Here is a 22,560-nt window from a genome sequence, read left to right on the forward strand (position 1 = left end):
CGTATGGCATTTTGCAGTGCAGCAAAATTGCCCGGGCCGGTCAGATTTCACTCAGGTGGGTGAATGGGTGGATCTGAACCTGTAGAGCCGAGCCCATGCTCGGCTGCTCTTTCCAAAGGTCAGCCGAGCATGGGCTCGGCTCTACAGGAGGGCCGCAGGCCCTCTACCACCCAGCCGCGTTATCTTTTACAATTCGCCTACGTTTATCAGGCTAAGCCCGCGTCCCGACGCGGGTTTTTTTCATGTTACCCTTCGGGCCATCAGCGGCCCGATTCCATTGGAGACATCCCATGGCGCTGGAGCGCACCCTTTCGATCATCAAGCCGGACGCCGTTGCCAAGAACGTCATCGGCGAAATCTACGCCCGCTTCGAGAAGGCCGGCCTGAAGGTCGTGGCCGCCAAGTACAAGCAGCTGTCCCGTCGTGAAGCCGAAGGCTTCTACGCCGTGCACCGCGAGCGTCCGTTCTTCAACGCGCTGGTCGAGTTCATGATCTCCGGCCCGGTGATGATCCAGGCCCTGGAAGGCGAGAACGCCGTCCTGGCCCACCGCGACCTGCTGGGCGCCACCAACCCGAAGGAAGCCGCGCCGGGCACCATCCGCGCCGACTTCGCCGAATCCATCGATGCCAATGCCGCCCACGGCTCGGACTCGGTCGAGAATGCCGCGATTGAGATCGCCTACTTCTTCGCCGCCACCGAAGTCGTCTCGCGCTGAGAGTAATGCCGTGAACGAGGTCGTACAGTCCCCCGCCATCCAGCCGCTGCCGAAGTCGGCACCCACGGCTGGCAAGCAGAACCTGCTCGACCTCGATCGCGCGGGCCTGGAGAAGTTTTTCGTCGAGGTCCTCGGCGAAAAGAAGTTCCGTGCCCATCAGGTGATGAAGTGGATCCACCATCGCTACGTCACCGACTTCGATGAAATGACCGACCTCGGCAAGGTCCTGCGCGCCAAGCTGCAGGCCCATGCCGAGGTGCTGGTTCCCAACATCGTGTTCGACAAGCCCTCCGCCGACGGCACCCACAAGTGGCTGCTGGCGATGGGCGTGGATGGCAAGAACGCCATCGAGACCGTGTACATCCCGGACAAGACCCGTGGCACGCTGTGCGTGTCCTCGCAGGTCGGTTGCGGCCTGAACTGCACGTTCTGCTCCACCGCCACCCAGGGCTTCAACCGTAACCTGACCACCGCCGAGATCATCGGCCAGGTGTGGGTTGCCGCACGCCACCTGGGCAACGTGCCGCACCAGATGCGCCGCCTCACCAACGTGGTGATGATGGGCATGGGCGAGCCGCTGATGAATTTCGACAACGTCGTGCGCGCCATGAGTGTGATGCGCGACGACCTGGGCTACGGCCTGGCCAACAAGCGCGTGACCCTGTCGACCTCTGGCCTGGTGCCGCAGATCGACCGCCTGTCTGCCGAAAGCGACGTGTCGCTGGCGGTGTCGCTGCATGCGCCGAACGACGCGCTGCGCGAGACGCTGGTGCCGCTCAACAAGAAGTACCCGATCGCCGAGCTGATGGCCTCGTGTGCACGCTACCTGCGCGCCAACAAGCGCCGCGAGTCGGTCACCTTTGAATACACCCTGATGAAGGGCATCAACGACAAGCCTGAGCATGCCCGGGAGCTGGCCCGCCTGATGCGCCAGTTCGACAACGCGGTGCAGGCCAAGGATTCGGGCAAGGTCAACCTGATCCCGTTCAACCCGTTCCCGGGCACCCGCTACGAGCGTTCGGAAGAAGCGCACATCCGCGCCTTCCAGAAGATCCTGCTCGACAGCAACGTGCTGACCATGGTCCGCCGCACCCGTGGCGACGACATCGATGCCGCCTGTGGCCAGCTCAAGGGCCAGGTGATGGACCGCACCCGCCGCCAGGCGGAGTTCAACAAGACGCTGCAGGCGGGGAAGGGGAGCGATGCCGCGGCCTGACCGCCTCTGGCTGGTTCTGTTCGCGGGCGTGCTGGCCGTTGCGGTCGGCGGCTGCAAATCCCATCCCAAGGCCAAGCTTGGGCCGAGCCAGGCGCCGGTCTATTCGGTGGCTGACCCGGAAAGCGTGCGGCGCGAAGTGCGCTGGCGCGACCTGTTGACCCTGGCGACCCGTGACATGCAGGTCGGCAATCTCGACGCCGCCGAGCGCAAGGTGCGCGAAGCGCTGAAGCTGGCGCCCGAGGCGCCCGATGCGCTGGTGCTGCAGGCCGGCATCGATGACCGTCGTGGCCGCACCCGCCAGGCGGGCGAGAATTTCCGCAAGGCCGCCGAGCTGGCGCCGCAGCGCGGAGACGTGCTCAACAACTACGGTGCCTGGTTGTGCCAGCAGGGCCAGCCGGCCGAATCGCTGGTCTGGTTCGACCGGGCGCTGCAGGCGCCGGGCTATGCCACCCCGGGCGAAGCGCAGGCCAATGCCGGCAGCTGCGCACTGGACGCTGGGCAGCTCGAACGTGCCGAGCGCGACCTGCGCGCGGCACTCGTCGCGGCGCCGGCCAACCCGGTGGCGCTGGAGTCGATGGCCCAGCTGAGCTTCCGCCAGGGCCGCTACATGGAGGCCCGGGCCTTCGCCGAACGTAGGATTGCGGCTGCACCCGCAACGCGTTCCGTGTTACAACTTGCGTCTCAAATCGAAGCGAGGCTGGGCGATCGGGCGGCATCTGATCGCTATCTGCAGCGGATTCGACAGGAATTTCCGCAGGATGCGGGCTCCTAACTCCAGGGTTGATGCATTGTGATTGATGACCAGACTGTGAGCGCTCTCGAGACTGCGGCCGGCTGCGGCACCCGCCTGCGCCAGGCCCGTGAAGCGGCCGGACTGACCCTCGAAGATGTCGGCTCGCGCCTGCGCATGCCGGTCCAGGTGGTCAAGTCCCTGGAAGAGGAACAATGGCAGAAGCTGGGGGCGCCGGTGTTCGTGCGCGGCCAGCTGCGCAGCTATGCGCGCCTGCTCGACGTGGACGTGGGCGAGCTGCTGGAACAGGCCCAGGTCGGCCCGGTGGTTCCGCCCACCCTGGTCAGCCATACCCATACCCCGCGTGCGCGCCGCATTGCCGAGAACCTCGGCCGGCGCGCGCTGTACGTGGGCATCACCGCCGTGCTGGCGGTGCCGGTGTGGTTCGCCACCCGTGGCCACTTCGACGGCAGCGCGACCCCGTCGCCGAGCACCGCCTCGCTGGACGTGATCCCGGCCGCCGTGCCGGTCACGCCGTCCGCAGCCGGTAGCGAGACGGCCGCCCCGGCCGAAGCGGCCATGGCCCCGGCCAGCAAGCCGGCGGCCACCCCTTACGTCGCCTCGCTGGCCCCGGTGCCGCGCCCGGCGCCGGCCCCGGCTGCCGGCAATGCGCTGGAAATGCAGTTCAGCGGCGACAGCTGGGTCGACATCGGCGGCCCGGACGGCAGCACCGTCGAGAAGGCACTGATCAAGTCCGGCGAGACCCGCAGCTTCACGCCGGGCCAGGTGACCCGGGTGACCCTGGGCAACGCCTCGGCGGTCCAGGTTCAGCAGAACGGCGCTATCGTCGATCTGACGCCCTACCAGCGAGCCAACGTGGCACGCTTTCAGGTATCCTCTGAAGGCTCCGTAGTCCCGGTTTCGCACTGAGGCGCGGTTTCACCACCTTCGATTAAACCCAATGGTCCCTCCCGACGGGCGGGGCGAGAGTACGCATGGCGATCGACGATCTGCTCGACGAGCACGAACAAAGTGAACGCGTCCGCAGCTGGCTGCGGAAGAATGGCGCCAGCATCCTCGGTGGCGTAGTCATCGCCATCGGTGCCATTGCCGGCTGGCAGTGGTACCAGAAGGATCAGGGCAGCAAGCTGGCCTCGGCCAATGTCGAGTACCAGAAGGCCCTGCAGGGCCTGCAGCAGAACAAGCTTGACGACGCCGCCAAGGCGGTCAAGGCGCTCGAAGCCGGCCCGTCCAGCATCTACGGCGACCTCGCGGCGCTGCAGCTGGCCAAGGCCCAGGTCGACGCCGGCAAGAACGAAGAGGCACTGGCCACCCTGCGCAACGTGAAGGTCGAAGGCGACCTGCAGCGCGTGGTCGACCAGCGTGTGGCCCGCCTGCTGGTGGCCACCGGCAAGAGCGACGAGGCCATCAAGCTGCTGGGCAGCGCCACCGACAGCAGCAGCCTGGAAATCCATGGCGATGCGCTGATGGCGCAGGGCAAGCGCGATGAGGCCCGCGTACAGTACGAGAAGGCGCTGAAGACGCTGGACGTGGCAGCGCCGCAGCGGCGCTTGCTGGAAACCAAGGTTATGGACGCCGGCGGCACCGTTGCCGCCCCTGCGGAGTCGGTTTGATGAGTCAGAAGGTCATGATCACCCGCGTCGCCACCGTGCTCCTGATGGGCATGGCCCTGACCGGCTGCGGCACCATGAAGGGCTGGTTCGCCGGCAAGGACGCGGCGGCGAAGAAGGCACAGGAACCGGCTGAGCTGGTCAAGTTCGAGCCGACCGTGAAGGTCAGCAAGATCTGGTCGGTCAACCTCGGCAAGGGCGAGCGTCGCATCGGTGTGCGCCAGGGCCCGGCGGTGGCCAACGGCCACGTGTTCGCTGCGGCGATCACCGGTGGCGTGCACGCCATCGACCTGCAGACCGGCAAGAAGGTCTGGACCTGGGAGCCGAAGAAGGAAAAGAAGAAGGCCAAGCTGCGCTTGTCCGGCGGCCCGGGTGTCGGTGAGAACCTGGTCGTGATCGGCACGCTGGATGGCCAGGTCATCGCGCTGGACATCAACGACGGCAGCGAGAAGTGGCGCGCCCGTGTTCCGGGTGAAGTGATCGCCGCGCCGGCCGTTGCCCAGGGCATGGTCTACGTGCGCAGCAACGACGGTCGTGTGACCGCCTTCGATGTCGGCAACGGCACCCAGAAGTGGTTCAACCCGAGCGAGCTGCCGGCGCTGACCGTGCGCGGCAACGCGCCGGTGGTGACCGGCCCGGGCGTGCTGTTCATCGGCAAGGACGAGGGCGCGGTTGCGGCCCTGGCCCAGCAGGATGGCCGCACGCTGTGGGAACAGAACCTCGGCAACGGCGAAGGCCGCACCGAGCTGGAGCGCATGGCGGACGTCGACGGCGCACCGGTGCTCGACGGCAACACCCTGTACGTGAGCAGCTTCAAGAACCAGACCATGGCCATCGAAGGCCCGACCGGTCGCCCGCTGTGGGCGCGCGACCATGGCGGTGCCGGTGGCGTGGCGGTATCGTCCGGCAATGTGTTCGTGACCGACAACAAGGGCGGCGTGTTCGGCCTGGACAAGGCCAGCGGCGCAGCCATGTGGTCGCAGACGGCACTGGCCCGTCGCTCCCTGACCGGCCCGGCACTGCACGGCGACTACGTCGTGGTCGGTGACTACAAGGGATACGTGCACTGGTTGCAGACCTCCGATGGTGCGATGGCGGCACGGGCAAAAAGTGGCGGCGACGCCCTGCTGGCCCAGCCGGTCGTCGTAGACGGGGTGCTGCTGGTGCAGAACGTGGATGGCAAGCTGACCGCCTTCCGGTTGGCAAACTAAAAAATTGGAGTAATCGCGATGCTGCCTCTGGTCGCCCTGGTTGGACGGCCGAATGTCGGCAAGTCGACTATTTTCAATGCGCTTACGCGCACCCGTGACGCGCTGGTCCATGACCAGCCCGGCGTCACCCGCGACCGCAACTACGGTGTCTGCCGCCTCGACGAGGACAACCATTTCCTCGTCGTGGATACCGGCGGTATCGCCGGGGAAGACGAAGGCCTGGCCGGCGCCACCACGCGCCAGGCCCGTGCGGCCGCGGCCGAAGCCGACCTGATCCTGTTCGTCGTCGATGCCCGCGAGGGCACCTCGGCGCTGGACGACGAGATCCTGGCCTGGCTGCGCAAGCTGTCGCGCCCGACGCTGCTGCTGATCAACAAGATCGACGGCACCGACGAGGACAGCGTGCGTTCCGAGTTCGCCCGTTACGGCTTCGGCGAGATGCTGACCGTCTCGGCCGCGCATCGCCAGGGCCTGGACGATCTGTTGGACGAAGTGATCCAGCGCCTGCCGGAAGAAGGCAGCGGTGAAGAGCTGGACAACGATCCGAACCGCATCCGCATCGCCTTCGTCGGCCGCCCGAACGTGGGCAAGTCGACCCTGGTCAACCGCATCCTCGGCGAGGAGCGCATGATCGCCTCCGACGTGCCGGGTACCACCCGCGACTCGATCGCGGTGGACCTGGAGCGCGACGGCCGTGAGTACCGCCTGATCGACACCGCCGGCCTGCGCCGTCGTTCGCGCGTGGATGAGGTCGTCGAGAAGTTCTCGGTGGTCAAGACCATGCAGTCGATCGAGCAGTGCCAGGTGGCCGTGCTGATGCTCGACGCCACCGAAGGCGTGACCGACCAGGACGCCACCGTGCTCGGTGCCGTGCTCGATGCCGGCCGCGCGCTGGTGATCGCCATCAACAAGTGGGATGGCCTGACCGAGTACCAGCGCGAGCAGGCGGAAACCATGCTGTCGCTGAAGCTGGGCTTCGTGCCGTGGGCCGAATCGGTGCGCATCTCGGCCAAGCACGGCTCGGGCCTGCGTGAGCTGTTCCGTGCGGTGCATCGTGCGCACGAATCGGCGAACAAGACCTTCACCACCAGCGAAGTGAACAAGGCGCTGGAAGTGGCCTACGAGACCAACCCGCCGCCGACCATCCGCGGCCATGTCTCCAAGCTGCGCTACGTGCACCCGGCCGGTTCCAACCCGCCGACCTTCATCGTGCACGGCACGCGCCTGAAGGAGCTGCAGGAGTCGTACAAGCGCTACCTGGAGAACTTCTTCCGCAAGCGCTTCAAGCTGATCGGCACGCCGGTGAGCTTCATCTTCCGCGAGGGTACCAACCCGTACGAGGGCAAGAAGAACGTCCTCACCGAGCGGCAGGTCAAGGCCAAGCGGCGCTTGATGAAGCACGTCAAGGGCAAGTGATTCACGGGAAGGCGGCCGCAGGGCCGCCTTTTTTGTTGTGGGGAAATGGGATCTGATCCCGGGCGCAGGGCTGGCGCTACCGTAGGCTTGCGGTGGACCTGTAGAGCCGAGCCTGCGCTCGGCTCTACAGATTCTGGTCAAGGCGGCCTGCCGCCACGTGCGCGATAATGCGGCCATGAGCATCCAAGAGCTTTCCCCCGCGCAGGCACGCGAGCGCCTGGCCCACGGCGCCGTGCTGATCGATGTGCGCGAGGCGCATGAACGGGCCGGCGGCATGGCCGAGGGCGCGCGCGGCGTGGCCAAGGGCGAGCTGCAGGCCGACCCGGCCGCGCATCTGCCGCGGCGCGACCAGGAGATCCTGCTGATCTGCCAGAGCGGCAAGCGCTCGGCCGATGCCGCGCAGTTCCTGCTGGAGGCCGGGTACGCCCAGGTCGCTTCCGTGACGGGCGGTACCGTGGCCTGGCGCGAGCAGTCGCTGCCACTGGTGCAGCCGCTGGCCAGTGCCGCCGACCGCGATTTCTTTGATCGTTATTCGCGCCACCTGCTGCTGCCACAGGTGGGCGAGGCCGGTCAGCGCCGGCTGCAGGATTCGCGCGTGCTGGTGCTGGGTGCGGGCGGCCTGGGTGCGCCGGCCGGCTTCTATCTGGCCGCCGCCGGGGTAGGGCACCTGCGCTTCGCCGACCACGACCGCGTGGAGCGCAGCAACCTGCACCGGCAGATCGTGCATACCGAAGCCAGCGTCGGCCAGCTCAAGGTCGATTCCGCGCGCGAGCGGCTGCTGGCGTTGAATCCGTCGATCGAGGTCGAGGCGGTGCCGGAGCGGGTGACCTCTGAGAACGTGGATGCGCTGCTCGAGGGCGTGGACGTGGTGCTGGATGGCTCGGACAACTTCCCGCTGCGCTACCTGCTCAACGACGCCTGCATCAAGCACGCCAAGCCCCTGGTCTATGCCGCCATCGAGCGCTTTGACGGCCAGGTAAGCGTGTTTGACGCTGGCCGCCAGCGTGGCGTGGCGCCGTGCTACCGCTGCCTGTTCCCCGAGCCGCCGCCGCCGGAGTTCGCGCCGAACTGTTCCGAGGCCGGTGTGCTGGGCGTGCTGCCTGGCCTGGCCGGCGTGCTGCAGGCCACCGAGGTGCTGAAGCTGCTGCTGGGCATCGGTGAGCCGCTGGTCGGTCGCCTGCTGCGCTTCGATGCGCTGGGCATGCGCTTCCGCGAGACCGGCATCCGGCCGGACCCGCATTGCCCGGTGTGTGCGCCGGGCGTGCCGTTCCCGGGGTATATCGATTACGCCGCGTTCTGCCGGGGTGGGTGAGGCTGGCCGGGGATTCATCCACGCATGGCGTGGATCTACCGACGCATTAGTAGATCCACGCCATGCGTGGATGGATGTATCGGGTTTCGGGATGATGCTGGGGATCGCTCCCTGCATCGTTCCATCGCCAAGACAATCCGGCGCAACATGCGTGCTATTGCCGTCATCGGCATTGCTCTATTGTTGAACCCGATTCTGGATCTCGGGGAACACACCGCATGGCGGTAGAAGCAGCGACCAGCGAGCTGGTCAAGGTCGTCGCCCTGTTGGGCGCGGCGGTGGTGATGGTGCCTTTGTTCCGCCGGGCCGGCCTGGGCTCGGTGCTGGGCTACTTCGCCGCTGGCCTGGCGATCGGACCGTTCGGGCTGGGGTGGTTCTCCGACCCGCAGGCGATCCTGCATACCGCCGAGCTCGGCGTGGTGATGTTCCTGTTCGTGATCGGCCTGGAAATGCGGCCCTCGCACCTGTGGAGCCTGCGCAAGGAGATCTTCGGGCTGGGCACGCTGCAGATCGTCACCTGTGCGCTTGTGCTGACCAGCATCGCCAAGCTGTTCGGGCTGCCGTGGCAGGTGGCCTTCATCGGCGCCACCGGCTTCGTGCTCACTTCCACTGCGGTGGTGATGCAGCTGCTGGCCGAGCGCGGTGACATCGCGCTGCCGTCGGGGCAGAAGATCGTTTCGATCCTGCTGTTCGAAGACTTGCTGATCGTGCCGTTGCTGGCGCTGGTGGCCTGGATGGCGCCGGGCGCGGGCAGTGCCGGCGGCGAGGGTTCGCGTTGGCTGTCGGTGGCGATCGGCGTGGGCGCCATTGTCGGCCTGGTGCTGGTCGGCCGCTTCCTGCTCAATCCGCTGTTCCGCGTGTTGGCCGAGTCGAAGGCGCGCGAGGTGATGACCGCCGCCGCGCTGCTGGTGGTGCTGGGCGCCGCGCTGTTGATGCAGCTGTCCGGCCTGTCGATGGCGATGGGCGCGTTCCTGGCCGGCGTGCTGCTGAGCGAATCCACCTTCCGCCACCAGATCGAAGCGGACATCGAGCCGTTCCGCGGCATCCTGCTGGGCCTGTTCTTCCTCAGCGTGGGCATGGCGCTGGACCTGGGCGTGGTGGCCGGCAATTGGCAGCTGATCCTCGGCCTGGTGCTGGCGTTGATGGCGGCCAAGGCGCTGTGCATCTACGTGGTCGCGCGCATCATGGGCAGCGACCACGCGCAGGCGCTGGACCGCGGCGTGCTGATGGCGCAGGGCGGCGAGTTCGCCTTCGTGCTGTTTTCCGCCGCCGCCTCGGCCGGCGTGATCAGCCTGGAGATCAATGCCAACTTCACCGCCGTGGTGGTGCTGTCGATGGCGCTGACGCCGCTGGTGGTGCTGGTCTACAAGCGCATCGCGCCGAAGCCGACGGTGAACATGGATGGCGTGGACGAGGCCGACGGCCTGTCCGGCAGCGTGCTGCTGATCGGCTTCGGTCGCTTCGGCCAGGTCGCCAGCCAGTCGCTGCTGGCGCGCGACGTGGACGTGACCATCATCGACAACGATGTGGAGATGATCCAGAGCGCGGCGCGCTTCGGTTTCAAGATCTACTACGGCGACGGTACGCGACTGGACGTGCTGCATGCCTCGGGCGCGGCCACCGCACGTGCGATTGCGGTGTGCGTGGACAAGGCCGAGGCGGCTGATCGCATTGTTGAGCTGGTGTCGCACGAGTTCCCGCAGGCCAAGCTGATGGTGCGCTCGTTCGACCGCGAGCATTCGCTGCGGCTGATCCATGCCGGTGTCGATTTCCAGATCCGCGAGACGTTCGAGTCGGCGGTGCTGTTCGGCCAGGCCGCGCTGGTGGAACTGGGTGCGGACGAGGACGATGCGATCGAAATTGCCGAGCAGATCCGTCGCCGCGACGCCGAGCGCTTCGAGCTGGAGATTGCCGGTGGTGGTCTGAATGCCGGCGCCAAGATGGTGTTCGGCAATTCCGGCCAGGGCGTGCCGACGCCGACGCCGTTCACCGCACCGAAGCGGGCAAGCAAGACGTTGAACCCGCAGGACGTGCCGGAAGAGGAAGAGTAGAGCCGAGCCCATGCTCGGCTGCTCTTCGGTCGGGTTGCGATAACGCCGCGCTGCGCGCGTGAGCCGAGCGTAGGCTCGGCTCTACAAGGGCGGGCGGATCGGAGCCGTGGCGGTGGGCGAGGGGGCCTGAATCAGGGACAATAGCGTCCCCGCCGCCCCACGCCTGCCCCCGATGACCGATTCCGCCCCCCAGCATCCTGCCCGCATCCTTGACGGCCGCCGCATCGCCGAGGACCTGCTCGACAGCCTGAAGGTGCGCGTCGACGCCCGCGTGGCCGCCGGCGGCAGCCGCCCGGGCCTGGCCGTGGTGCTGGTGGGGGGCGACCCGGCCTCGACCGTGTACGTGCGCAACAAGCGCCGTGCCGCCGAGAAGGTCGGCATCGAAGCACATGACTACGACCTGCCGGCCGGCACCACCGAAGCCGAACTGCTCGAGCTGATCGACCAGCTCAATGCCGACCCGAAGATCCACGGCATCCTGATCCAGCTGCCGCTGCCGGGCATCCCCGACGCGCGCCGGCTGATCCAGCGCATCGATCCGCGCAAGGACGTGGACGGTTTCCACCCGGAAAACGTCGGCCACCTGGCCCTGCGGGAGTTCGGCCTGCGCCCGTGCACCCCGCGCGGCATCACCACGCTGCTGGGCCACACCGACCAGCCGGTCCGCGGCCGCAACGCCACCATCGTCGGCGTGAGCAACCATGTGGGCCGGCCGATGGGCCTGGAGCTGCTGATCGCCGGCTGCACCGTGACCAGCTGCCACAAGTTCACCCCCAAGGACGTGCTGGAACAGGCCGTGCGCAACGCCGACATCCTGGTGGTGGCGGTGGGCCGTCCGGGCATCGTGCCGGGCGAGTGGGTGAAGCCGGGCGCGGTGGTGATCGACGTCGGTATCAACCGCTTGGATGACGGCCGCCTGGTGGGCGACGTCGGGTTTGAGGCGGCGGCCCAGCGGGCCAGCTGGATCACCCCGGTGCCGGGTGGCGTGGGCCCGATGACCGTGGCCACGTTGATGCAGAACACCCTGGAAGCGGCGGAAGCGCTGAGCTGACCTCACCTGGGGCTGTTCTCAGGTGCCTGAGGGATAGTGCGGACCAACGGTCCGCACCCACCAAAGGCGCTTCAGGGCTGGCTCGGGTGATCCTCTCAAGGTGGGTGCCGACCGTTGGTCGGCACAATGCCGGTGCACAGGTATATGAAGGCAGTGCGGACCAACGGTCCGCGCCCACCAAAGGCGCTTCAGGGCTGGCTCGGGTGATCCTCTCAAGGTGGGTGCCGACCGTTGCTCGGCACAATGCTGGGGCACAGGTGTCTGAAGGGCAGTGCGGACCAACGGTCCGCACCCACCAAAGGCAGGCCGATGACTCGCTCCTGGTAGGTGCCAACCAAAGTTGGCACCTACCACAGGCGCTCCAGGGCTGGCCCGAGTGATCCTCTTAAGGTGGTTGCCGACCGTTGGCCGGCGCAATGCTGGGGCACAGGTGTCTGAAGGGCAGTGCGGACCAACGGTCCGCACCCACCAAAGGCAGGCCGATGACTCGCTCCTGGCAGGTGCCAACCAAAGTTGGCACCTACCACAGGCGCTCCAGGGCTGGCTCGGGTGATCCTCTTAAGGTGGGTGCCGACCGTTGGTCGGCGCAATGCTGGGGCACAGGTGTCTGAAGGGCAGTGCGGACCAACGGTCCGCACCCACCAAAGTGGTAGGCGGGCCCCTGAACCAATCGCCGCCGGCGCGACACTGCGTCGCATCCACCCCCTGCCACGCGACGCGAAAACAGGGTAAAATGTCGCGCTTCCCCACATCTCGGGTATGCCGATGCTGCGCATCCAGGCTGAAGCACTCACTTACGACGACGTCTCGCTCGTCCCCGCCCACTCGACCATCCTGCCCAAGGACGTCAACCTCGAAACGCGGTTGACCCGAGACCTGAAGCTGAAGCTTCCGATCCTGTCCGCCGCCATGGATACCGTCACCGAAGCCCGCCTGGCCATCGCCATGGCCCAGCTCGGCGGCATGGGCATCATCCACAAGAATCTCAGCCTGGAACAGCAGGCCGCGGAAGTGGCCAAGGTCAAGAAGTTCGAGGCCGGTGTCATCCGCGACCCGATCACCGTCGGCCCGGAAACCACCATCCGCGACGTGCTGGCCCTGACCCAGGCGCACAACATCTCCGGCGTGCCGGTGGTGGGCAGCGACGGCCAGCTGGCCGGCATCGTGACCCACCGCGACATGCGCTTCGAGACCGAGCTGGACGATCCGGTCCGCCACATCATGACCAAGAAGGATCGCCTGATCACGGTCAAGGAAGGCGCCGCGTCTGACGAAGTGCTGCAGCTGCTGCACCGCAACCGCATCGAGAAGGTGCTGGTGGTCAATGATTCGTTCGAACTGCGTGGCCTGATCACCGTCAAGGACATCCAGAAGAACACCGACTTCCCGAACGCTGCCAAGGATCTGTCGACCCGCCTGCTGGTCGGCGCCGCCGTCGGCGTGGGTGGCGATACCGATCGCCGCGTGGAAGCGCTGGTCGCCGCCGGCGTGGACGTGATCGTGGTCGATACCGCGCACGGCCACTCGCAGGGCGTGCTGGACCGCGTCAGCTGGGTCAAGAAGAACTTCCCGAACGTGCAGGTCATCGGTGGCAACATCTGCACCGGCGAAGCCGCACTGGCGCTGCTGGACAGCGGCGCGGACGCAGTGAAGGTCGGCATCGGCCCGGGCTCGATCTGCACCACCCGCGTGGTTGCCGGCGTCGGCGTGCCGCAGGTCACCGCCATTGATCTGGTGGCCGAAGCCCTGCAGGACCGCATCCCGCTGATCGCCGACGGTGGCATCCGCTACTCGGGCGACATCGGCAAGGCGCTGGCCGCCGGTGCCTCGACCATCATGGTCGGTGGCCTGCTGGCCGGTACCGAGGAATCGCCGGGCGAGACCGAGCTGTACCAGGGCCGTTCGTACAAGAGCTACCGCGGCATGGGTTCGCTGGCTGCCATGGAGAAGGGGTCGAAGGACCGCTACTTCCAGGACGCCGCCACCGCCGACAAGCTGGTGCCGGAAGGCATCGAAGGCCGCGTGCCGTACCGCGGCCCGGTGGGCGGCATCATCCACCAGCTGATGGGCGGCCTGCGCGCCACCATGGGCTACGTGGGCTGCGCCACCATCGACGAGATGCGCAGCAAGCCCAAGTTCGTGAAGATCAGCGGCGCCGGCCAGCGTGAGAGCCACGTCCACGACGTGACGATCACCAAAGAGCCGCCGAACTACCGCGCCTGACGCGGGCCGAGCAAAGAGGAACGGGGAGGCACTTCCCGTTCCTCTTTCTCCATCTGCCGCCGTAAATCTGATTTCGTTTTCCCTACTGCATTGCCGGGGCGCCATGACCAACATCCATAACGACAAGATCCTCATCCTCGATTTCGGCGCGCAGTACACGCAGCTGATCGCCCGCCGCATCCGCGAGCTGGGCGTCTACTGCGAAATCTGGGCGTGGGACCACAACCCGGCCGAGATCGCCGCGTTTGGCGCCAAGGGCATCATCCTGTCCGGTGGCCCGGAATCGACCACGCTGCCGGGTGCTCCGTCCGCGCCGCAGGAAGTGTTCGACAGCGGCCTGCCGATCTTCGGCATCTGCTACGGCATGCAGACCCTGGCCGCGCAGCTGGGCGGTGCTACCGAAGCCGCTGACCAGCGCGAGTTCGGCCACGCCGAAGTAAACGTGATCAATCCCGATGCACTGTTCAAGGGCCTGAGCGACCACGGCGGCGAGCCGAAGCTGAATGTCTGGATGAGCCACGGCGACCACGTCTCCGTTGCGCCGCCGGGCTTCACCATCACCGCCACCACCGACCGTATTCCGGTGGCTGCCATGGCCAACGAAGAAAAGCGCTGGTACGGCGTGCAGTTCCACCCGGAAGTGACCCACACCCTGCAGGGCCAGGCGCTGCTGCGCCGCTTCGTGGTGGACGTGTGCGGTTGCCAGACCCTGTGGACCGCCGCCAACATCATCGACGACCAGATCGCCCGCGTGCGCGAACAGGTAGGCGATGACGAAGTGATCCTGGGCCTGTCCGGCGGCGTCGACTCGTCCGTGGTGGCCGCGCTGCTGCACAAGGCCATCGGCGAGAAGCTGACCTGCGTGTTCGTGGATACCGGCCTGCTGCGCTGGCAGGAAGGCGACCAGGTGATGGCGATGTTCGCCGAGCACATGGGCGTGAAGGTCGTTCGCGTGAACGCTGCCGACCGTTACTTCGCCGCGCTGGAAGGCGTGAGCGACCCGGAAGCCAAGCGCAAGATCATCGGCAACCTGTTCGTTGAGATCTTCGACGAAGAGTCGAACAAGCTGAAGAACGCCAAGTGGCTGGCGCAGGGCACCATCTACCCGGACGTGATCGAGTCGGCCGGCAGCAAGACCGGTAAGGCACACGTGATCAAGAGCCACCACAACGTGGGCGGCCTGCCGGAGCACATGAAGCTGGGCCTGGTGGAGCCGCTGCGCGAGCTGTTCAAGGACGAAGTGCGCCGCCTGGGCGTGGAGCTGGGCCTGCCGCGCACCATGGTCTACCGCCATCCGTTCCCGGGCCCGGGCCTGGGCGTACGTATCCTGGGTGAAGTGAAGCGCGAATACGCCGAGCTGCTGGCCAAGGCCGATGCCATCTTCATTGATGAGCTGCGCAAGGCGGACCTGTACGACAAGACCAGCCAGGCGTTTGCCGTGTTCCTGCCGGTGAAGTCGGTGGGCGTGGTGGGCGACGCGCGGGCTTATGAGTGGGTGATTGCGCTGCGGGCCGTGGAGACGATTGACTTCATGACGGCGCACTGGGCGCATCTGCCGTATGAGTTCCTGGGGACGGTGAGTAACCGGATCATCAATGAGTTGCGGGGGGTGTCGCGGGTTGTCTATGACATCTCGGGGAAGCCGCCGGCTACTATTGAGTGGGAGTGAGTTGAAAGAACGAGGGCGCCGAGAGGCGCCCTTGTTGTTTGTGGCTTGCTCGAGTGACGTGCAACTTCTGGGCCTCAATAGCTGTGCGTGATCGTTGCAAAACTTGCGAAGGAGTTGGAGAGGTTGTATTTCGTAGGGGCAACTGGGGGCACGTAACATCATCGCAGTAGGTCTGAGGGCCGGCCTGTGCCGGATGCGGATCTTCCGGATGCATGGATTTTTGTGTAATGTCGCAAGAGTCCAGCTAAGGGTGGGGCGGACGCGGCTGTTGTCGTGCTGAGTGCCTATTTTTAGTTGCTTTTGCGCAGTAGGAATGAAAGCCAGATTCAATATCTGTCTAACGACCTTGTGACTAGAAGTGGCGCGGGCTGCCGGGCCAATCAAGGACTGATTCGGAGGCTAGGATGCTGGAGGTGGACAAGAAACGCGAAGCGACAGCTTCGATCAGAGGTTACTTTTACCAACTCGACGCTGCCTTACTCGAAATTTTGCGCGCGGGCCTGAACGATGACATCGTCATCGAGGGCGTTGAAGACTTTGATCGTTACACTGATGAAGGTGTCATTTACGGCCAGGTAAAGTATTACGCGGAGCAAAGCCTAACAGACTCGGTGTTGCGTGATCCTTTGTATAAGCTCTTTGTTCATTTTCATGGGCTCGAAGAAGGGCAGCGCGCAGGTAGAAAATACATCCTGTACGGGCATTTTTCAGAAGTTAAGATCGATATTGGTGAGCTTTCCGTCGAGCGCTTTAAGTCGGTAATGGAATACCGCAAGGAGGTGAGGGGTGCTGACGGCACGAAAACGTACGAGAAGAAGTCCTTGCTTAGCGGAGCGACAGTGACGGATGAGCTGATCGAGGCGTTCTGCAAGAATTTCAGTATAAGGGTTTCTACTGAATTTTCTGAACATCGCAACATCGTCATCGAGGCAATACGGAAGAATCAGGGTGTCTCAGCCTTTGAGGCTGAAGGCTTCCACTATCCAATAGCCCTCGATTACATTGCGACACTGGCCACAAAGAAAGATCACAACGATCGTAGGACCACCCGTCGTGATCTGCAGGAAGTGCTCAAGGGCACCCAGGCTGTCCATAATCGTTGGCTTCTCCGAGAGAAGGAGGAGGCCGAGTACGCGAAGCATATAAAACGCCTGTACTTCTCGCCTACGAACGGCGCGGGAATGGTCCGCGCTTTCATTATTCAGTGTGATACGGAAACAGACCTTTCGGATGTCTGCGATCAACTCAGGGCCATCGGTAATAACTGGAGTTCTGCTAAGAATCGTCGCATCCCAAATTCCGACCGCTACGCGCCATTCGTCCTGCTGCGCGGTGCGGATGAAGAATTTATTGTGCAGGTGAAGAACGATCTTTTCGATACTGGAATAACTTTCGTAGACGGCTTCCCATATCGCGGATCGCCATTCCGCATCGATCACGTCCATAGCCTGCAGACTCAGCAGCATCAGATCGAAATTCGTTTTGTCGACGACGAAGTGCAGTTGCAGGCGGCCCTCGATGGCGTGGGGCGGAAGTTTTGCCACATCTATGACTTCTTCCTTGAAAGCCCTGTGACCATGGATATGCCGGGTCCAAAGAGTCGGCTGTACTCGATCCCCGTCAGCAGCATCTCCACAATCAAGAAAATTATCTGAGGACGTACAATGACTGAGGAAATCGCCAATGCCGAGGTTGTGGCCGTTTACCCCAATAAGGTTCGAGTAGCCGTTGACAATCTGTTGAACTTCCAGGCGGCGGGTGAAGCTCTTCGCGTTGGGTCATTTCTTAAAGTCTCGGACAACGAGAACGTCTCCCTTATTTGCATCATCGAAAGCTTTTCAATCGAAATGAAGGAGGTCAAAGGAGGCGAAGGTGGTGACTACAGGCGCGTCTATATGATCGACGCTTACCCTCTCGGAATCCTTAAGGAGGGGAAGTTCAATCGTGGCGGCGACGAATTAGCTATTCCACCGAAGAAGGTCGTCCCGGCGACGAAGGCGGAAATCGCAGCCATTTATGCAGACTGCTATGCGGCTGAAGACCGTTTTTGCTTTTCTTCACTGACCCGGCAACGTGATATCGTCGTGCCCGTTCACGGCGACCGGTTCTTCAATAAGCATATCGCCGTTGTCGGAGCTTCGGGGTCCGGAAAATCGTCAAGTGTGTCTTCTATTCTGCAAAGGGCTGTCTCGGCAAAAGCTGGCGAGTACCAGGGTCTTAATAACTCACATATTCTGATCTTCGATCTTCACTCTGAGTACGCTGCAGCTTTTCCGAACGCAAGCGTAATTACTGTCGATGATCTCGTTCTGCCGTATTGGCTGCTAAACGAAGACGAGATGGAGGACATGTTCCTCGAGTCAGGCGATAACAATAATTACAATCAGGAGGCGTTGCTGAGGCAGATTGTTACCATCGCAAAGAAAATCAGCAACCCGGGTGTAGAGAAGGTCAATTTCGACAGTCCCCTTCCGTACGAGATCGATCATGTCGCGAATGCGTTCAGAAATCTCACTAGAGAGACAAAGAACGCCGACAATTCTTTGTCGATCAAATTCAAGGACGGCTCGGAAATCGAATTCGAGGACGTCGATGCCCAGATCGAACACTACTGTAAAGAGTTGCGCGAATTTGCACCGACAAAACGTAGTGAGATTAACAAAGGGCCGTATGCCGATGGCTCGATCGATAAGTTCGAACGACGGGTTAGATCAAAGATAGCAAATACGCGGCTTGGGTTCATCTTTGGTCAGAAGGCTAGGAAGGCTTCATTGGAGGATGTGCTTAGACAGTTCACCGGCTACAGCGCGGGAGGTGAGTCGAATATCACCATCATCGACCTTAGTGGCATCCCCTTTGAACTGCTCAGCATAACCGTTTCGCTCATCTCCCGGCTGATGTTCGATTTTTGCTACTACGCACGGCGCGTTGAAGCCAAAACCGAACAGCCATTCCTGATGGTCTATGAGGAGGCGCACAAGTATGCGCCGAAGAGCGGGCTTGCCCGCTATAAAGCTTCACTGGCTGCGATCGAGCGCATAGCCAAAGAAGGTCGAAAGTACGGCATCAGCCTGCTTATTTCGAGTCAGCGACCGTCTGAAATTTCAGAAACTATTTTCTCGCAGTGTTCCAACTTCCTGGCGATGCGTCTTACTAATCCCGATGATCAGGGCTATGTCCGCCGACTACTGCCGGATACGCTTGGCAATCTGACAGAGGGTATGCCCGCGCTGGAGCAAGGAGAAGCGCTTCTGATTGGCGATGCCGTGATCATGCCATGCGTTGTGTATGTAGAGAAATGTGATCCTGAGCCCTCGTCTAGTGATGTGAAGTACCTTACGCTCTGGAAGGCGGAGTGGAAGAATATCGACTTCGAAAAGCGTGCCGACAACTGGCGAGGGTGATGGGTGATGATCAAGATCGCAGATCCAGGTTGTTGATATAGATAGATGATCAGAACCGAATGACACGGAGCCGCCCCAGGGCTTCGTGAAATCAGCCGCCTTCTCGATCGAAATCGCCAATGAGGTTGGCGTAAGCTAACGCACTGTCCGCGTTCCGTCCGTCGATAGCTACTACTTCGATGAAGATGCTGGGCTTATGTATAGGGGCGTTTTCGAGGCGATGGGTGCGAGCTCCCCTTGAGGCTAGTTCATACGCTGTGAGCGTTTGCCGTCTCACTCCGGTCTTGCCTCGTGGCAAGCCCACTCAACCAACCCCCGGCAAGCCAGAAACAGCCCATCCACAACCCCCTCATCCAAATGCCGCTCCGGCTCCGCTGCCACTCGGCAGCGGTCTGCCGCGTGCAGCAGCTCCAGTACCGTCAGCGCTCCCACCAACGCGCGCTCGGTCCTCGCCAGGCTCACGCGTCGGCCGGGTGACACATCGGTTTCTGGCCAGGGGTGCCCATCAGCCCCCTCGCAGCCGCGCATGCGCTTGAGGATGCCGAGCAGGGAGTTCAGGTCGGGCAGGGGAGTATCGTCGTTGATGGGCTCAACAACGGTGTACGAGGTGAAGGTATCGGACTCGTTCATGGCGTCGGCTTCCGTGGCTGTGCTTAACAGCGCCACCGTGAAGAGGTGGCGGACGATGCATGGCTGCAAACCGGGATGATGTAGCGTCATAGAACCGGTGGATCCGAAGATCCCCACGCACCGCCCGCCAGAAAGGCCGACGGATTGCCCGCCGGCACCGGATAAGGGCGGTGCCGGCGGGCAAGCGCAAACTACAGACGCGTACATCAATGCGGGTTTGCAGACCCGGCCACCCGTTGTCGGTGGCGCATCATGGTGTTTACGCCGCCGCTCCGAATGCCAATAGAAATTCGCGAAGGAATCGCTGAATCCGAGAGCGAAGAACTATTGTTGCACGCACCATTCGTGCAGCACGCGACGCGAGCAGACGCATTCGCGCAGCTACTCTGCTGATGGCGAATCAAAGTGGCGCAATCGCCCACGCCACAAGCGAATAGCGCGACAGCCTGCTTTGCAACAGTTCTTAGTCCGGCTCGCCAAGTAGCGGCGCGCGATCAGCCGCACAGCCCGAAAAGCGGTTCAAACCCGACATCGCCAGCGCGCCTCGCGGCCTCAACAAGTGCGATCCTCAGCCGCATTCCCCACCAGCAACTCAATCATCGCCCGCGCCGCCGCCGACTGCCGCCGATGCGGTGCATAGATCACCGAGAACGGCCGCGACCGCCCGCGCAGCTCCGGCAACACTTCCACCAACTGCCCACGCAGCAACCGCTCGCGCACGATGAACGCATAGCTCTGGCAGATGCCGATGCCCTGTTCGGCCAGCGACACCACGCCCAGCACGTCGTCGGAGGTCTCGATGCACGAACGCGGCAGCCAGTCCACATCGCGCCCGTCGTCGCGGAAGATCCACGGGGCCAGCCGCCCGGTGCGCGGCATCACAAACGGCAGGCACAGGTGCTGCTGCAGGTCGTCCAGCGTCTGCGGCGTCCCCCGGCGTTGCAGGTACTCCGGCGAAGCCACCAGCACCAAAGGCGCATCTTCCAACTTGCGCCCCACCAGCCCGCTGTCCGGCAGCTGGCCCAGTCGGATGGCCAGGTCGAAGCCTTCGGCCACCAGGTCCACGTTGCGGTTGGTGATGTTCAGTTCCACCTGCACCTGCGGGTACTGCTGCGCAAAGCGCGCCAGCACGGGCGGCAGCCGATAGTGGCCATAGGTGGTGGGCACGCTCAGGCGCACGCGGCCGGCCAGCGCACCGTCCTGGGCCAGTACGTCGCGCTCGGCGTCGTCCAGCAGGCCGAAGGCGGTGCGTACCTGTTCCAGGTAGAGCCGCCCGGCGTCGGTCAAGCCCACGCGGCGGGTGGTCCGCTGCAGCAGCTGCCGACCCAGCCGCGCTTCCAGCCGGGTGACGGCGCGGCTCAGCACCGAGGGCGTGGTGGACAGCGCCACCGCGCCGGCCGTGAACGAGCCGTGCTCGACCACCGCCAGGAACACCTCCACATCGCCCAGGTAGTCGAACTTGCGGCTCATTTGGCTCTCCGGGGAACAGATGTTTTGCGATGGGGCCAATTTATCGCCGCTGGGGCGATGAATAAAGTGGCGGCCATTCCCCGATAGGAGCTCCCCATGAACCTGATGACCCGGCTGGCCGCAGCGCTGGCCCTGACCCTGGCCGCCAGCGGCGCGCAGGCCGCCAACGTGCTGGTGGTGCTGTCCGACGAGAACCACCTGGACCTGAAGGACGGCAAGGTGCTGTCCACCGGCTTCTATCTCAACGAGCTGATGCAGCCGGTGAAGCTGCTGCTGGACGCGGGCCACGAGGTGACCTTCGCTACGCCGCACGGGCGGGCGCCAACGCTGGATGCCTCGTCGGTGACGCCGGCGTACTTCGGCAACGATGCTGCGCAGCTGACGCTGCACAAGGAGCTGCTGGAGAAGCTGGCGCTGACCTCGCCGACGGCCTCGCCGGTGGTCAGCCTGGCGCGCGTTGAGCAGCAGGGCTACGCGCGTTTCGATGCGGTCTACATTCCCGGTGGCCACGCGCCGATGCAGGACCTGCTGAAGAGCCCGGCGCTGGGTCGCTTGCTGGCCGACTTCCATCAGCGCAACAAGACCACCGCGCTGGTCTGCCACGGGCCGATCGCGCTGCTGTCCACGCTGCCGGATGCTTCGGGTTTCGTGGCAAAGCTGGAAACGGGTGCGATGCCGGCTACGCCGAAGTGGATCTACAGCGGCTACCAGATGACGGTGATCAGCAACCAGGAAGAAGAGCAGGCCAAGCCGCTGTTGGGCGGCGGTGAGATGAAGTTCTACCCGCAGACCGCGTTGCAGCGGGCGGGGGCGGAGTTCAGCAGCAATACCACGCCGTGGACCGGGCATGTGGTGGTGGACCGCGAGCTGATTACCGGGCAGAACCCGGCGTCGGCGCTGGAGGTGGGGCAGCGGTTGGTGGAGCGGTTGAAGTAGGGCGGGGCTGCGCAGCAGGTTGCCAGCCCTGGGCCGAGGGGCCAGCGCCTCGGCCTGTCTATGGAAGTGCCAACGTGGTCGGAAGAGAGGGAATCAGCCCTTCGCGAGCGCTGCCCCTGACAGATCTTCAATCTGGGAAAGCGCGTGACGCGTCGCAGTCCAATCGCCGGCGTGCCTGATCGCCACGCCTCCGGCCGCTGTCCAGGCATCACAGTTCGCTTCGAAATCGTCGATCAGAACATCGCCTGGCTGGTGCATGAAAAGAGGCTTGTGCCTGCCGCCGAGCACAGGCAACACCAGGCAGGTTGCTGACAGGTGCTCGCGGACCCACTGCCGCTTCTGCATGGCAGCGAGTGGGTAGTTCGATTTCGGGCAGGCCGTGAGAATCACCGGGTTCAAGTGGTGGATGCTGTGGAAGAACTCTACTGCACCGTGCATCGGCGGAAGGTCCCGGAAGAATGACGGGTGGCTGTTGATGTGCCCCCACATTTCATCGTCGGCAAGCACACGATGGTCCAGGCCAAACACGGCGGGAAATGCCGCGTCGAAGTCGGCCATTACGCCATCAAGATCTACGTAGATGGTGCGTCTGGATGCACTCGATCCACCGGTGTGCTGGTTCGCGAGCGGGTCCATCATCGGTATTGACTTCACATCATCAGCGTTCATTTACGCGCTCTCCTCTCAAGAGTGGGCTTTCTTCTTCATCGGTTCCCCAGTAGCGGGGCAAAGTGTTTGGCGAATGCGACAGACATGGCGGCAATCGCGATGCCGACTGCGCCCGCACGGCTGAAGGGGCCGGCGACCCACGGATGCCGTAATCGGCATGCTGGAAATGCGGTTTATGTCGCGGCGCTTCTTCAAAGGCCTGCCGGGTGGCTGACCTGGCCCTTG

At 64.0% G+C, this 22,560-nt stretch carries 18 protein-coding genes; 15 read left to right on the top strand and 3 right to left on the bottom strand.

Features of this window, described 5'->3' with window-relative positions:
- Positions 1-290: 290 nt before the first annotated feature.
- The 14 genes from ndk (at position 291) to herA (ending at position 18,630) form a co-directional block, all read left to right on the top strand.
- Positions 291-716: a nucleoside-diphosphate kinase gene (ndk, locus tag ACUDTM_RS01330; protein ID WP_005409295.1), complete on the top strand. Its 426-nt coding sequence runs from the start codon at positions 291-293 to the stop codon at positions 714-716.
- Positions 717-726: 10 nt separating this feature from the next.
- Positions 727-1,932, top strand: a complete 1,206-nt coding sequence (gene rlmN, locus ACUDTM_RS01335) for a 23S rRNA (adenine(2503)-C(2))-methyltransferase RlmN (protein WP_005409296.1) — start codon at positions 727-729, stop codon at positions 1,930-1,932.
- Positions 1,919-2,704, top strand: coding sequence for a type IV pilus biogenesis/stability protein PilW (gene pilW / locus ACUDTM_RS01340; RefSeq protein WP_061477902.1), 786 nt, complete (start codon positions 1,919-1,921; stop codon positions 2,702-2,704). The genes rlmN and pilW overlap by 14 nt, the downstream gene beginning before the upstream one ends.
- 18 nt (positions 2,705-2,722) lie before the next feature.
- Complete coding sequence (locus tag ACUDTM_RS01345) at positions 2,723-3,592, top strand: RodZ domain-containing protein (RefSeq protein WP_088496168.1); 870 nt, start codon at positions 2,723-2,725, stop codon at positions 3,590-3,592.
- A gap of 65 nt (positions 3,593-3,657) precedes the next feature.
- A complete protein-coding gene (locus tag ACUDTM_RS01350; RefSeq protein ID WP_061477900.1) occupies positions 3,658-4,296 on the top strand; it encodes a YfgM family protein in 639 nt (212 codons plus the stop codon).
- The gene (bamB, locus tag ACUDTM_RS01355; RefSeq protein ID WP_111007940.1) at positions 4,296-5,504 is read left to right on the top strand and encodes an outer membrane protein assembly factor BamB; all 1,209 of its coding nucleotides are present in this window, start codon (positions 4,296-4,298) and stop codon (positions 5,502-5,504) included. The genes ACUDTM_RS01350 and bamB overlap by 1 nt, the downstream gene beginning before the upstream one ends.
- Before the next feature lie 18 nt (positions 5,505-5,522).
- The gene (der, locus tag ACUDTM_RS01360; protein ID WP_005413118.1) at positions 5,523-6,920 is read left to right on the top strand and encodes a ribosome biogenesis GTPase Der; all 1,398 of its coding nucleotides are present in this window, start codon (positions 5,523-5,525) and stop codon (positions 6,918-6,920) included.
- A gap of 175 nt (positions 6,921-7,095) precedes the next feature.
- A complete protein-coding gene (gene moeB / locus ACUDTM_RS01365; RefSeq protein ID WP_445391069.1) occupies positions 7,096-8,232 on the top strand; it encodes a molybdopterin-synthase adenylyltransferase MoeB in 1,137 nt (378 codons plus the stop codon).
- Between the two features lie 218 nt (positions 8,233-8,450).
- Positions 8,451-10,283: a monovalent cation:proton antiporter-2 (CPA2) family protein gene (locus ACUDTM_RS01370; RefSeq protein ID WP_445391070.1), complete on the top strand. Its 1,833-nt coding sequence runs from the start codon at positions 8,451-8,453 to the stop codon at positions 10,281-10,283.
- A 172-nt stretch (positions 10,284-10,455) separates the two neighbouring features.
- Positions 10,456-11,334 carry a bifunctional methylenetetrahydrofolate dehydrogenase/methenyltetrahydrofolate cyclohydrolase FolD gene (folD, locus tag ACUDTM_RS01375; RefSeq protein ID WP_180868502.1) on the top strand — a complete coding sequence of 293 codons (879 nt, stop codon included), beginning with the start codon at positions 10,456-10,458 and terminating at the stop codon, positions 11,332-11,334.
- Between the two features lie 765 nt (positions 11,335-12,099).
- Complete coding sequence (guaB, locus tag ACUDTM_RS01380; RefSeq protein WP_032958143.1) at positions 12,100-13,557, top strand: IMP dehydrogenase; 1,458 nt, start codon at positions 12,100-12,102, stop codon at positions 13,555-13,557.
- 103 nt (positions 13,558-13,660) lie between these two features.
- Positions 13,661-15,226 carry a glutamine-hydrolyzing GMP synthase gene (gene guaA, locus ACUDTM_RS01385; protein WP_445391071.1) on the top strand — a complete coding sequence of 522 codons (1,566 nt, stop codon included), beginning with the start codon at positions 13,661-13,663 and terminating at the stop codon, positions 15,224-15,226.
- Between the two features lie 404 nt (positions 15,227-15,630).
- On the top strand, positions 15,631-16,881 hold the full coding sequence (locus tag ACUDTM_RS01390) for a DUF4297 family anti-phage-associated protein (RefSeq protein WP_445391072.1): 1,251 nt from the start codon (positions 15,631-15,633) through the stop codon (positions 16,879-16,881).
- Positions 16,882-16,890: 9 nt separating this feature from the next.
- Positions 16,891-18,630: an anti-phage-associated helicase HerA gene (gene herA / locus ACUDTM_RS01395; protein ID WP_329953443.1), complete on the top strand. Its 1,740-nt coding sequence runs from the start codon at positions 16,891-16,893 to the stop codon at positions 18,628-18,630.
- Between the two features lie 273 nt (positions 18,631-18,903).
- On the opposite strand, the gene ACUDTM_RS01400 is transcribed toward herA, so the two are convergent.
- Complete coding sequence (locus ACUDTM_RS01400; RefSeq protein WP_445391073.1) at positions 18,904-19,260, bottom strand: hypothetical protein; 357 nt, start codon at positions 19,258-19,260, stop codon at positions 18,904-18,906.
- Positions 19,261-19,812: 552 nt separating this feature from the next.
- Positions 19,813-20,730, bottom strand: coding sequence for a LysR family transcriptional regulator (locus ACUDTM_RS01405; protein ID WP_445391074.1), 918 nt, complete (start codon positions 20,728-20,730; stop codon positions 19,813-19,815).
- Between the two features lie 96 nt (positions 20,731-20,826).
- On the opposite strand from ACUDTM_RS01405, the gene ACUDTM_RS01410 reads away from it, so the two are divergent.
- Positions 20,827-21,666, top strand: coding sequence for a type 1 glutamine amidotransferase domain-containing protein (locus ACUDTM_RS01410; RefSeq protein WP_445391075.1), 840 nt, complete (start codon positions 20,827-20,829; stop codon positions 21,664-21,666).
- A 93-nt stretch (positions 21,667-21,759) separates the two neighbouring features.
- On the opposite strand, the gene ACUDTM_RS01415 is transcribed toward ACUDTM_RS01410, so the two are convergent.
- Positions 21,760-22,335 (bottom strand): 5' nucleotidase, NT5C type, encoded by a 576-nt coding sequence (locus tag ACUDTM_RS01415; RefSeq protein WP_095377722.1) that lies wholly within the window; start codon positions 22,333-22,335, stop codon positions 21,760-21,762.
- Positions 22,336-22,560: the final 225 nt, after the last annotated feature.

It is taken from the genome of Stenotrophomonas maltophilia group sp. vghtpe118, assembly GCF_052605195.1.

Bases quoted from the DNA above. Each gene is read 5' to 3' on its own strand.
- ndk (WP_005409295.1), top strand. From the start codon at position 291: ATGGCGCTGGAGCGCACCCTTTCGATCATCAAGCCGGACGCCGTTGCC.
- pilW (WP_061477902.1), top strand. From the start codon at position 1,919: ATGCCGCGGCCTGACCGCCTCTGGCTGGTTCTGTTCGCGGGCGTGCTG.
- ACUDTM_RS01350 (WP_061477900.1), top strand. From the start codon at position 3,658: ATGGCGATCGACGATCTGCTCGACGAGCACGAACAAAGTGAACGCGTC.
- bamB (WP_111007940.1), top strand. From the start codon at position 4,296: ATGAGTCAGAAGGTCATGATCACCCGCGTCGCCACCGTGCTCCTGATG.
- der (WP_005413118.1), top strand. From the start codon at position 5,523: ATGCTGCCTCTGGTCGCCCTGGTTGGACGGCCGAATGTCGGCAAGTCG.
- moeB (WP_445391069.1), top strand. From the start codon at position 7,096: ATGAGCATCCAAGAGCTTTCCCCCGCGCAGGCACGCGAGCGCCTGGCC.
- ACUDTM_RS01370 (WP_445391070.1), top strand. From the start codon at position 8,451: ATGGCGGTAGAAGCAGCGACCAGCGAGCTGGTCAAGGTCGTCGCCCTG.
- folD (WP_180868502.1), top strand. From the start codon at position 10,456: ATGACCGATTCCGCCCCCCAGCATCCTGCCCGCATCCTTGACGGCCGC.
- guaB (WP_032958143.1), top strand. From the start codon at position 12,100: ATGCTGCGCATCCAGGCTGAAGCACTCACTTACGACGACGTCTCGCTC.
- guaA (WP_445391071.1), top strand. From the start codon at position 13,661: ATGACCAACATCCATAACGACAAGATCCTCATCCTCGATTTCGGCGCG.
- ACUDTM_RS01390 (WP_445391072.1), top strand. From the start codon at position 15,631: ATGCTGGAGGTGGACAAGAAACGCGAAGCGACAGCTTCGATCAGAGGT.
- herA (WP_329953443.1), top strand. From the start codon at position 16,891: ATGACTGAGGAAATCGCCAATGCCGAGGTTGTGGCCGTTTACCCCAAT.
- ACUDTM_RS01400 (WP_445391073.1), bottom strand. From the start codon at position 19,260: ATGAACGAGTCCGATACCTTCACCTCGTACACCGTTGTTGAGCCCATC.
- ACUDTM_RS01405 (WP_445391074.1), bottom strand. From the start codon at position 20,730: ATGAGCCGCAAGTTCGACTACCTGGGCGATGTGGAGGTGTTCCTGGCG.
- ACUDTM_RS01410 (WP_445391075.1), top strand. From the start codon at position 20,827: ATGAACCTGATGACCCGGCTGGCCGCAGCGCTGGCCCTGACCCTGGCC.
- ACUDTM_RS01415 (WP_095377722.1), bottom strand. From the start codon at position 22,335: ATGAACGCTGATGATGTGAAGTCAATACCGATGATGGACCCGCTCGCG.